Raw genomic sequence first — 10,511 nt, 5'->3', positions numbered from 1 at the left:
CTCCTCCGAGGAGCACGGCCCTCGTTCGACGGGCAGGGATCTCCCGTGAGGCGCTCAGCGGCGACCACTCGTGGCCGCTCGACGTCGTCGCCATCGCGGCGGCCGCCCTCGTCAACGAGCGCTACCTCGATCGGCGCTTCAACGTCCACCACCTCGCCGCCGAGCTGCGGATGCCCGCCCTGCTGCTGCGGCTGCGGTTCCGCCGCTGCTACGGGCTCGGCCTCGACGAGCACCTCGCCCTCCGCCGACTCGAGCTGGCCGCCGTCCTGATGGCGAGCACCCCCGTCGCTCTCGGCGGCCTCGACCGCATCGCCCGGGGCTCCGGCTACCGGGGCACCGCCGAGCTGGACCGCGACCACCGGAGGCACCGCCGGTCCTCCGCGCTGGCCGCCTGGTTCCGGGCCGCCCCGCGTCCCGAGCGCGAGCACCGGCCCGGCACCCGGCCCGAGGAGGAGCTGCTCGCCGCAGCGCCGGGCGCCGCGACGCCGGACCGCCCCAGCAGCGTCCGCTCGGCACCTGTCACCCCGCTGAGGCGCCGCGCCTGAGCCCGGCCGCGGAGCGGTACAGTGCCACGATGCGCACCTCCGGAACCCGCCGATGACGGCCGTCCGCTACGTCGCGATCGGCGATTCCTTCACCGAGGGCGTCGGCGACGAGCGGCCGGACGGCACCCCGCGCGGCTGGGCCGATCTGGCGGCCGCGGGATGGGCGGCGGCCACGGGTGAGCGGATCGAGTACGCCAACCTCGCGATCCGGGGCCGGCTCATCGCGCCGATCCTCGCCGAGCAGCTCGAGCCCGCGCTCGCCCTGGGTCCGACCCACCTCTCCTTCAACGGCGGCGGCAACGACATGCTGCGCCCGCGGGCCGACATCGAGCGGATCGCCGACGCCTACCTCCGCGTCCTCGAGCGCTGCGACGAGCAGGGCGTCGTGCTGATCGCCCTGGCCGGCGCCGACCCGTCGCCGCGGCTCCCGCTCGGCTCGCTCATCCGCCGCCGCGGGGACGCGCTGACCGACGCCGTCCTGCGTCGGACGAGCCATCGGACCGACGTGGTCGTCGCCGACAACTGGCACGACCCCGCTTTCGCCGATCCGGAGCTGTGGTCGGAGGACCGCCTGCACCTCGGCCCGCGGGGGCACCGGCGGGTGGCCGACCGGGTCCTGCGGGCGCTCGGGCTCACGCCGCCCGCCGCGCTGCCCGACGCTCCCGAGGCCGCACTCCGGCGCGGCGGAACCGTGCAGTACTACCGGCAGCACGTCGCGCCGTGGGTGCAGCGCAGGCTCACCGGCACGTCCTCCGGGGACGGCCGCGCCGCGAAGTACGCGGGCTTCGTGCCGATCGACCCGGTCTGACGCCTCCTCCGAGGAGCACGGCCCTCGTTCGACGGGCAGGGATCTCCCGTGAGGCGCTCAGCGGCGACCACTCGTGGCCGCTCGACGGCGTCGAGCGCTCAGTGCCAGCCGTATCGCGCCGAGAGCACCCGGGCGACGGCGTCGTACCGAGCACGCTCCAGAGCTGCTCCTTCGCGACGCATCCCGGCGGGGTGCACGCGGAACACGCGCTCCGGGTCGACCCAGCTGGGGCGCCCGTCCGGGTCCCAGCCGCCGGTCCCGACGGCCAGGTAGTCGGAGTGCTCCTTCGAGCTCAGCCGCACGGCGAGCACCGTCCCCGACTTCTCGACCGCGAGCACGAGCACCGGGCGGTCCTTGCCGCGGCCGTCGTCCTCCTCGTACGGCACCCAGGTCCAGACGACCTCGCCCGGGTCCGGGTCGCCGTCGGGCGTGGGCGCGTAGCCCAGGCGGACCCCGCGGAGCCGCGACGGGTCGACCTCGACGGTGCGGCCCACTCCGCTCGCGCCCGGGGTCGGCGCCGTCGTGCTCAGGTACGGGCGCTGCGGGCGGGGCCCGGCGTCCGGCCGCGGGGCGACCGCGCGGCCGAGGAGTCGGAGGAGCAGGGACACGACCGAGCGCGAGGAGGGCACCCCGGAACCCTAGCCCGGATTCTCAGCCGCCCGCCCGCGGGGGCGCGCCCGGCGGTCGCCCGGCCCGGACGCGCCGACGGGGTGCCGGCTCCGGAGAGCCGGCACCCCGTCGGGTGCTGCGGATTAGGGGGTCAGTCCGCCAGGACGTAGCCCGCCTCTCCGTGGATGGCCGTGTCGATGCCGGCGATCTCGTCCTCGTTCTTCACGCGGAAGCCCATCGTCTTCTGGATGATCCAGCCGATGAGGAGCGTCATGACGAAGGAGTAGGCGAGGACGGTGAAGGCCGCGAGGGCCTGCTTGCCGAGCTGGCTCGCGTCGCCGGTGAGGAACAGGCCCACGCCGGTGCCGAAGAAGCCGATGTAGAGCGTTCCGATGAGGCCGCCGACCAGGTGCACGCCGACCACGTCGAGCGAGTCGTCGTAGCCGAGGCGGTACTTGAGGTCGATCGCCAGGGCGCAGACGGCTCCGGTGATGACGCCCAGGACGATCGCCCAGAACGGCGACAGGCTGGCGCAGGCCGGGGTGATCGCGACGAGGCCCGCGACCGCGCCCGAGGCGGCGCCGATCGAGGTGGGCTTGCCGTCCTTGATCTTCTCGACGACGAGCCAGCCGAGGATCGCGGCGGCCGGAGCGGCGATGGTGTTCAGGAAGGCGACGGCCGCGATGCCGTCGGCGGCGAGCTCGGAGCCGGCGTTGAAGCCGAACCAGCCGAACCACAGCAGTCCGGCGCCCAGGAGCACGAACGGCGGGTTGTGCGGCTGGTGCGCGCCCTTGGTGAAGTTGACGCGCTTGCCGAGCACCAGGGCGAGGGCGAGGGCCGCCGCTCCGGCGTTGATGTGGACGGCGGTGCCGCCCGCGAAGTCGATCGCGCCGACGCCGTAGGCGATCCAGCCGCCGTCGACGACGGTGGCGTCGTCGCCGAGGGTGAAGTTGAAGACCCACGAGGCGACCGGGAAGTAGACGACGGTGGCCCAGACGCCGGCGAAGACCATCCAGGCGCCGAACTTCGCGCGGTCCGCGATGGCGCCGGAGATGAGCGCGACGGTGATGATCGCGAACGTCGCCTGGAACGCGGCGAAGGCCAGCGTCGGGAAGGCCGACGTCTGCTCGCCGAGCGCGTCGTTGTAGATGCCCTGCAGGCCGATCTGGGCGGTGTCGATGCCGAGGACGCCGTCGATGCCGACGAAGGTGTCGGTCCCTGCGGGGCCGGACGGGCCGTTGCCGAACGCGATCGCGTAGCCGTACAGGACCCAGAGGACCCCGATGAGGCCCATGGCTCCGAAGCTGAGCATCATCATGCTGATGACGCTCTTCGCACGCACCAGGCCGCCGTAGAAGAAGGCGAGCCCGGGGGTCATGAGCAGGACCAGCGCGGCTGCGATGAGCAGGAACGCGGTATTGCCTTGATCCATTGTTGAACCTCTCGTGAGTGTGCAGAGAAAAGCCCGGAGCGAGGACGCTGCGTCGGAGCACGGCCTGGAGACACGCGGGTGTCGGGTCACCTCGGGTAGCCGACAGTCTGGTGGCGCGAGGTTTCGTCCCGTGAGGCACCGCGTTTCGCGGAGGTTACGGCCGAGGCCCCTGTGTAAAAAGCGCGTTACGGCGCGCTGGCGGACGGCACGACGACGAGCCCGGGAACGCCGGGAGGAGAGCGGATCCGCCCCTAGGAGCGGGGCGCCATCGAGGTGAGCGCGATGAGCCGCGACATCGAGCGCAGGTACTTCTTGCGGTAGCCGCCGCTCAGCATGTCGCCGCCGAAGACCTCGTCGAGGGGCGTCCCGGAGGCGAGGACCGGGATCTGCGCGTCGTAGACCCGGTCGATGAAGGCCACGAGGCGCAGGGCGTCGGTCTGGTCGGTCAGAGCGGTGACGCCCCGGAGCAAGATGGTGTCGACGCCGTCGATCACCTTGATGTAGCGGGAGGGGTGCACGGTGCCCAGGTGGTCCACGGCCTCCGCGAACGGGTCGTCGGTGACGACGGAGCCGGCGGGGGCGGCCGCGACGAGAGCGTCGATCTCCTCGTCGGTGCGCACCACGGCGTGGCCCTCGATGTCGCGGCGCCGGTAGTCGGTGCCGTCGATCCGCATCGTCTCGAAGTGGGCGGCCATCGACTGGATCTCGCGGAGGAAGTCCGCTGCGGCGAAGCGCCCCTCGCCCAGCGCGTTGGGCGGGGTGTTCGAGGTCGCGGCGATGCGGGTCCCGGAGGCGACCAGCTCGCCGAGGAGCCGCGTCATCAGCATCGTGTCGCCCGGGTCGTCCAGCTCGAACTCGTCGATGCACAGCAGCGCCGAGCCCTTGAGGAGCGAGACGGTCGCCGCGTAGCCGAGCGCGCCGACGAGCGCGGTGTACTCGATGAACGTCCCGAAGTAGGTGCGGCCCGGCACCGCGTGCCAGATCGCCGCGAGCAGGTGGGTCTTGCCGACGCCGAAGCCGCCGTCGAGGTACACGCCCGGCTTGACCGCGGGGGCCTTCTTCCGGCCGAAGCCCAGGAAGCCGCCTCCGCCTCCCTTGGATCCGCCGCCGGCGGCGAACGCGCGGAGAGCCTCCACCGCGTCGGCCTGCGAGGGGTACTCCGGGTCGGGACGGTAGCTCTCGAAGGTGGCGCCCTCGAACTGGCGCGGGGGCACCAGCGTCGACGCGATCTCGTGCCCGCTGATCTGGGGCGAGCGGGCGGTCAGGCTGCTCGTCGATCGGACGTCGTCGGGGCTCACTCGCGTCTCGCATCCTGCGCACGGCGGGGGTCAGTGCGCTCAGTGGCGGCGGCCGCACCGGGCACGGAGCCGCCGCGGTTCTGTGTCGAACTCTTACGGCGCCCTCCGTGCGGCGTCGTCCGCGGACGCGTACTGTCGCTGAAGGGCGGGCTCCAGCGTAGCCCGCCGTGGAATCACGCCCGCGCTCCGCGCACCATCCTGGAGGTCCTCCTTGTCCGTCGAAACCGATCCGTCGCCGAAGTTCGCCTCCTACGCGCACCCCGAACGGCTCGTCAGCGCCGACTGGCTCGAGCAGCGCCTCGGCACTCCCGGTCTCGTCGTCGTCGAGTCCGACGAGGACGTCCTGCTCTACGAGACCGGCCACATCCCCGGCTCCGTCAAGATCGACTGGCACACCGACCTCAACGACCCGGTGCAGCGCGACTACATCCACGGTGCCGCGTTCGCCGCGCTCGTCGGCGGCAAGGGCATCGCCCGCGACACCACCGTCGTCGTCTACGGCGACAAGAACAACTGGTGGGCCGCCTACGCGCTCTGGGTCTTCACCCTCTTCGGCCACGAGGACGTCCGTCTGCTCGACGGCGGTCGCGACAAGTGGCTCGCGGAGGGCCGCCCGACGACCACGGACGCCTCCTCCCCGGAGCCCGCCGAGTACCCCGTCGTCGAGCGCAGCGACGCCGAGATCCGCGCCTTCAAGGACGACGTCCTCGCGCACTTCGGCAACCCGCTGATCGACGTCCGCTCCCCGGAGGAGTTCACCGGGCAGCGCACCACGGCGCCGGCCTACCCGGAGGAGGGCGCCCTGCGCGCCGGTCACATCCCCAGCGCGCAGAACGTGCCCTGGGGCAGGGCCGCCGCCGAGGACGGCACCTTCCGCCCCCTCGACGAGCTGAACGGCATCTACCGCGAGGGCGCGGGGCTGAAGGACGGCGACTCCGTCATCGCCTACTGCCGGATCGGCGAGCGCTCCGCCCACACCTGGTTCGTGCTGACCCACCTCCTCGGCTTCGAGGGCGTCCGCAACTACGACGGCTCCTGGACCGAGTGGGGCAGCGCCGTCCGCGTCCCGATCGTGCAGGGCGCCGAGCCCGGCGAGGCCCCCGCGGCCCGCTGACGCGTCACGACGGAGGCCGGGAGCGCCGATCCGCCCGTCGACGGGCCGGATCCGGGCTCCCGGCCTCCGCCGCGACCGCCCGCCGCCCCTCCCCCGATGAGACACTGGACCGGATGACCGACACCACGCTCCCCGACGCTCTGCGCGATATCCGCGAGGAGTTCCTCGCCCTCGAGAAGCCGGAGCGCCTGCAGCTCCTGCTCGAGTTCTCGAACGAGCTCCCCGACCTGCCCGAGCGCTACCGCGACCACCCGGACCTCTTCGAGCGCGTGGAGGAGTGCCAGGCGCCCGTCTTCATCGTCGTCGACGTCGAGGGCGGGATCGTGCACCTGCACGCCACGGCTCCCCGCGAGGCGCCCACGACGCGCGGCTTCGCGTCGATCCTGGCGCAGGGCCTGGCCGGGCTCACCCCCGAGCAGGTGCTCGCCGTTCCCGACGACTTCCCGCAGACCATCGGCCTCTCGGAGGCGGTCTCGCCGTTGCGCCTGCGCGGCATGACCGCGCTGCTCGGCCGTACCAAGCGGCAGGTCCGCGCGCACCTGGCCGCATGATCCTCCGGCCGCTCGTCCCCGCCGGTCCGCAGATCGTGATCGGCGAGGAGGGCGCGCGAGCGGCGGTCGCGGACGCCTGGCGTCCCGACGAGGCGGTGCGCGTGCGCCTGAACATGATCGCGAGCGTCACCGGCTCCAGCACCGGCTCCGACGGCACCAGCGAGACGCTGACCAACCGCGTCGACCGCACGATCCTCGGAGTCGTCCGCGAGCAGGCCGACGTCGTCCTCGTCGGAGCCGCGAGCGTCCGCGCCGAGGGCTACCGCGTCCCCCGGCGGGTCCCGCTCGCCGTCGTCTCCGCCTCGGGCGATCTCGCCGGGCACCGCCTGGAGCTGCAGGAGGGCTCCCGGGTCCTGCTGCTGGTGCCGGAGTCGCGCGGCGCGGTGGAGGGGCTCCCCGCCGGCGTCGAGGTCGTCCCGGTCACGTCCTCCTCGGAGCGGATCGGCGTCGACGAGCTCCTGGAGGCTCTCGCCGGGCTCGGCCTGCACCGCGTCGTCTGCGAGGGCGGCGCCTCGCTCTCGGGCCAGTTCCTCGCCTCGGGCCGGGTCGACGAGCTGTGCCTCACCACCTCGCCGCGCGTGGTCCTCCCGGGCCTCCCGGTCGCGACGGGCACGGCCGTCGTCGACGACGCCTACGCCCTGACGCTCCTGGCCGCGGACGATTCCGGGGCCGTCTACGCCCGCTGGAGCCGCACGCGCTGAGAGCCGCCCACCCGGCGTGCCTCCGCGTCCCGGGCGCGTCGGAACCCTAGTCTGCGACCGTGCCCGAATTCCCAGCGTCGTCCCAGCTCCCCGAGGAGTTCCGGGTCGCGACGGAGTCGATCCGCGCCGCTGCCACGCGCGCCGAGCTCACCGTGTCCGAGATCGCCTCGCCGTCGGGTCTCGCGCCCTGGGCCCTCGCCCTGTCGGGCGACGTCGCGCCGCACGCGCACGGACGCGACTCCGAGCTGGGCACGGGGCGCTTCATCCTGCTCTACGACCCCGAGGAGCCCGAGCAGTGGGGCGGCCCCTTCCGTGTCGTCTGCTTCGCCCAGGCCCCGCTCGAGGTCGAGATCGGCACCGATCCGTTCCTCGCCGAGGTCGCCTGGTCCTGGCTCATCGACGCCCTCGGGGCGCGGGGCGCCTCCTATTCCGCCGCGTCCGGCACGGCCACCAAGGTGCTCTCCACCGGTTTCGGCGAGCTGGCCGCTCAGGGGGACGGTGCGCAGATCGAGATCCGCGCCTCCTGGAGCCCGGATGATGCGCAGCTCGCCGCTCACGTGGAAGGGTGGGGGGAGCTGTTGTGCATGCTCGCGGGTCTCCCGCCCGTATCGAGCGACGGTGTGACCCCGCTCGCCTTCCGACGGAACAACCGTGACTGATTACCGTGTCCTCTCCACGCCCGACGAGTTCCTCGCCGCGGTCGACGCCCTCGCCGCCGGCGAGGGCCCCGTCGCCGTCGACGCCGAGCGCGCCTCCGGCTTCACCTACTCGCAGCGCGCGTACCTGATCCAGGTCTACCGGCGCGGCGCCGGCGCGTTCCTCTTCGATCCCCCCGCCATCGGCCGGATGGACGCCCTGCAGGCGGTCATCGGCCAGGAGGAGTGGGTCCTCCACGCCGCCAGCCAGGATCTCGCCTGCCTGCGCGAGGTGGGCCTGGACCCGGTGCGGATCTTCGACACCGAGCTCGCCGCCCGACTCCTCGGACTGCCCAAGGTGGGCCTCGGCGCCGTCGTCGAGGACCTCCTCGGCATCCACCTGGCCAAGGAGCACTCGGCCGCCGACTGGTCGACCCGCCCCCTCCCCCAGAGCTGGCTCGTCTACGCCGCGAAGGACGTGGAGCTCCTCGTCGACCTCCGCGACCGCATGGAGGAGATGCTCATCGCCGCGCGGAAGACGCGCATCGCCCGCGAGGAGTTCGAGGCGACGCTCGCGCGCGCTCCGAAGGCGGTCCCGCCGGACCCGTGGCGCCGCCTCTCCGGCATGCACTCGCTCCGCGGCCCGCGCCCCCTCGCCGTGGCGCGCGAGCTCTGGCTGGCCCGGGACGCGTTCGCCCGCGAGCGCGACATCGCTCCCGGCCGCCTGATCCCCGACTCCTCGATCATCGCGGTCGCCCGCAACATCCCGACCAGCATCGGCCAGCTCTCGGGCCGCCGCGACTTCACCGGCCGCGCCAGCCGCGGCGAGGTCGAGCGCTGGTGGGCCGCGATCGAGCGCGGGACGACGACCGAGGACCTGCCGAGCCCGACCCGCCCGGCCGCCGACACGCTCCCCCCTCCCCGCGCGTGGGGCGATCGCAACCCGGCCGCCGACGCGCGCCTGAAGGCGGGACGCGCCGTGGTCACCGAGATCGCGGAGCTGCTCTCGCTCCCGGTCGAGAACCTGCTCACGCCGGAGCTGCTGCGCCGGGTGGCCTGGAACCCGCCCGAGCCGCTGACCGCGGAGTCGGTCGCCGCGGAGCTCACCCGCGCCGGCGCCCGCGCCTGGCAGGTCGAGGCCACGTCGGGCTCGATCGCCACCGCGTTTGTCGAAGCGGCCCAAGCGCCGGCCGAGGGCACCGAAACCCCTTCGTAGGAAGCGGCAAAGGATTCCGGCTGCGCGGTGCCGGTTCCTACGATCGACGGCGACCGTGAGTTCCTGGGAGGCATTGTGGCCGAGAGATCCGAAGTCGTGTTCGTCGACGGAGTCCGTACTCCGTTCGGCCGTGCCGGCGAGAAGGGCATGTACTGGCAGACCCGAGCCGACGACCTCGTCGTCAAGGCGATGATCGGTCTGCTGGAGCGCAACGGCGCGCTGCCGAAGGAGCGGGTGGACGAGGTGGCGATCGCCGCCACCACCCAGCAGGGCGACCAGGGCCTGACCCTCGGCCGCACGGCGGCGTTGCTCGCAGGGCTGCCGAAGTCGGTGCCCGGCTTCGCCATCGACCGCATGTGCGCCGGAGCGATGACCTCGGTCACCGCGACCGCGGGCGGCATCGCGTTCGGCGCCTACGACGTGGTCCTCGCCGGTGGCGTGGAGCACATGGGCCGGCACCCGATGGGCTTCGGCGCCGACCCCAACCCGCGCTTCCTCTCCGAGCGCCTCGTCGGCGAGGACGCGCTCAACATGGGCCGCACGGCGGAGCGGATCCACGACCGCTTCCCGCACCTGACGAAGGAGCGCGCCGACCACTACGCCCTGCGGAGCCAGCAGAAGCTCGCCGCCGCGTACGCCGCCGGCAGCATCCAGCCGGACCTCGTCCCCGTCGCCACGCGCAGCGCCGCGGGCTGGGGCCTCGCGACCGCCGATGAGGCACCGCGCCCCGAGACGACCCTCGAGGGCCTCGCGGGCCTGCGGACCCCGTTCCGCCCCCACGGCCGGGTGACCGCGGGCAACTCCTCCGGGCTCAACGACGGAGCGACGGTGTCGCTCCTGGCCAGCGCCGAGGCCGCACAGGAGCTGGGCCTGTCCGCGAAGATGCGGATGGTGAGCTTCGCGTACGCCGGCGTCGAGCCCGAGATCATGGGCATCGGCCCGGTCCCCTCGACCGAGAAGGCGCTCCGCAAGGCGGGCCTGGGCATCGAGGACATCGGGCTCTTCGAGCTCAACGAGGCGTTCGCCGTGCAGGTGCTCTCCTTCCTCGACCACTTCGGCCTCGACGACGACGACCCGCGCGTCAACGAGTACGGCGGAGCGATCGCGATCGGCCACCCGCTCGCCTCCTCCGGGGTCCGGCTGATGATCCAGCTGGCCCGGCAGTTCGAGTCGCACCCCGAGGTGCGCTTCGGAGTGACGGCCCTCTGCGTCGGCCTCGGCCAGGGCGGCACGGTGATCTGGGAGAACCCGCACTACGACGGCAAGCGCGGACGACGGAAGGGACGCTGACCCATGCTCGACGGATTCGAGAACCTCGTGGACCTCGCCGAGGGCGAGGTCGTCACCCACTCCTACGTCCGCGACGTGCCGCTGCCCAGCGGCCGCACGCTCGCCCTGATCACGCTCGACAACGACCGCGACCACACCCGCCCCAACACCTTCGGGCCGGCGTCGCTCTTCGAGCTGGCGGACGTCCTCCTGGCGCAGAAGGAGCGCGCCTCGCGCGGCGAGGATGAACGGTTTGCCGGTGATGCCGACCGCCTGGATCTCGCCGCGCGAGGCGCGCTCCTTCTGCGCCAGGAGGACGTCCGCCAGCTCGAA

General features: G+C 73.2%; 11 protein-coding genes and 1 pseudogene. 9 read left to right on the top strand and 3 right to left on the bottom strand.

The genetic code is table 11. From position 1 onward, the window contains the following. The coding region (locus C5D04_RS18400) for a hypothetical protein (RefSeq protein ID WP_181137753.1) at positions 1 to 545 on the top strand (545 nt) is incomplete at its 5' end. Positions 546 to 597: 52 nt separating this feature from the next. Next, positions 598 to 1,353, top strand: coding sequence for an SGNH/GDSL hydrolase family protein (locus C5D04_RS16830; RefSeq protein WP_104262912.1), 756 nt, complete (start codon positions 598 to 600; stop codon positions 1,351 to 1,353). Positions 1,354 to 1,451: 98 nt separating this feature from the next. Here the strand turns inward: C5D04_RS16830 and C5D04_RS16825 are convergent, their stop codons facing one another. The 3 genes from C5D04_RS16825 to zapE form a co-directional block, all read right to left on the bottom strand. Next, entirely contained in the window at positions 1,452 to 1,982 is a 531-nt protein-coding gene (locus C5D04_RS16825) for a type II toxin-antitoxin system PemK/MazF family toxin (RefSeq protein WP_167299028.1), read from the bottom strand. 131 nt (positions 1,983 to 2,113) lie between these two features. Next, positions 2,114 to 3,394 carry an ammonium transporter gene (locus tag C5D04_RS16820; RefSeq protein ID WP_104225239.1) on the bottom strand — a complete coding sequence of 427 codons (1,281 nt, stop codon included), beginning with the start codon at positions 3,392 to 3,394 and terminating at the stop codon, positions 2,114 to 2,116. 251 nt (positions 3,395 to 3,645) lie between these two features. After that, a complete protein-coding gene (zapE, locus tag C5D04_RS16815) occupies positions 3,646 to 4,692 on the bottom strand; it encodes a cell division protein ZapE (protein ID WP_104348070.1) in 1,047 nt (348 codons plus the stop codon). A gap of 211 nt (positions 4,693 to 4,903) precedes the next feature. Between zapE and C5D04_RS16810 the strand changes: the two genes are divergently transcribed. The 7 genes and pseudogenes from C5D04_RS16810 to C5D04_RS16780 form a co-directional block, all read left to right on the top strand. Further along, positions 4,904 to 5,806, top strand: a complete 903-nt coding sequence (locus C5D04_RS16810) for a sulfurtransferase (RefSeq protein ID WP_104225237.1) — start codon at positions 4,904 to 4,906, stop codon at positions 5,804 to 5,806. A gap of 113 nt (positions 5,807 to 5,919) precedes the next feature. Continuing rightward, the gene (locus C5D04_RS16805; RefSeq protein WP_104222086.1) at positions 5,920 to 6,357 is read left to right on the top strand and encodes a SufE family protein; all 438 of its coding nucleotides are present in this window, start codon (positions 5,920 to 5,922) and stop codon (positions 6,355 to 6,357) included. Further along, positions 6,354 to 7,058: a dihydrofolate reductase family protein gene (locus C5D04_RS16800; RefSeq protein ID WP_104348069.1), complete on the top strand. Its 705-nt coding sequence runs from the start codon at positions 6,354 to 6,356 to the stop codon at positions 7,056 to 7,058. The genes C5D04_RS16805 and C5D04_RS16800 overlap by 4 nt, the downstream gene beginning before the upstream one ends. Before the next feature lie 59 nt (positions 7,059 to 7,117). Then, the gene (locus C5D04_RS16795) at positions 7,118 to 7,717 is read left to right on the top strand and encodes a DUF3000 domain-containing protein (RefSeq protein WP_104222090.1); all 600 of its coding nucleotides are present in this window, start codon (positions 7,118 to 7,120) and stop codon (positions 7,715 to 7,717) included. Further along, on the top strand, positions 7,710 to 8,909 hold the full coding sequence (locus C5D04_RS16790; protein WP_104222092.1) for a ribonuclease D: 1,200 nt from the start codon (positions 7,710 to 7,712) through the stop codon (positions 8,907 to 8,909). The genes C5D04_RS16795 and C5D04_RS16790 overlap by 8 nt, the downstream gene beginning before the upstream one ends. A 75-nt stretch (positions 8,910 to 8,984) precedes the next feature. Beyond that, entirely contained in the window at positions 8,985 to 10,199 is a 1,215-nt protein-coding gene (locus tag C5D04_RS16785; protein ID WP_104348068.1) for a thiolase family protein, read from the top strand. A 3-nt stretch (positions 10,200 to 10,202) separates the two neighbouring features. Then, positions 10,203 to 10,511, top strand: a pseudogene (locus C5D04_RS16780) (3-hydroxyacyl-CoA dehydrogenase); the annotation flags it as partial.

This window comes from Rathayibacter sp. AY1D2, from assembly GCF_002932695.1.
Classification (GTDB): Bacteria; Actinomycetota; Actinomycetes; order Actinomycetales; family Microbacteriaceae; genus Rathayibacter.
Note: the sequence above shows the minus strand (reverse complement) of the source record. Positions and strands in the feature narration are given on the sequence as shown.

What these genes read in the sequence shown, in the direction of transcription:
- C5D04_RS16830 (WP_104262912.1), top strand. Translation starts at nt 598, where the DNA reads ATGACGGCCGTCCGCTACGTCGCGATCGGCGATTCCTTCACCGAGGGC.
- C5D04_RS16820 (WP_104225239.1), bottom strand. Translation starts at nt 3,394, where the DNA reads ATGGATCAAGGCAATACCGCGTTCCTGCTCATCGCAGCCGCGCTGGTC.
- C5D04_RS16805 (WP_104222086.1), top strand. Translation starts at nt 5,920, where the DNA reads ATGACCGACACCACGCTCCCCGACGCTCTGCGCGATATCCGCGAGGAG.
- C5D04_RS16800 (WP_104348069.1), top strand. Translation starts at nt 6,354, where the DNA reads ATGATCCTCCGGCCGCTCGTCCCCGCCGGTCCGCAGATCGTGATCGGC.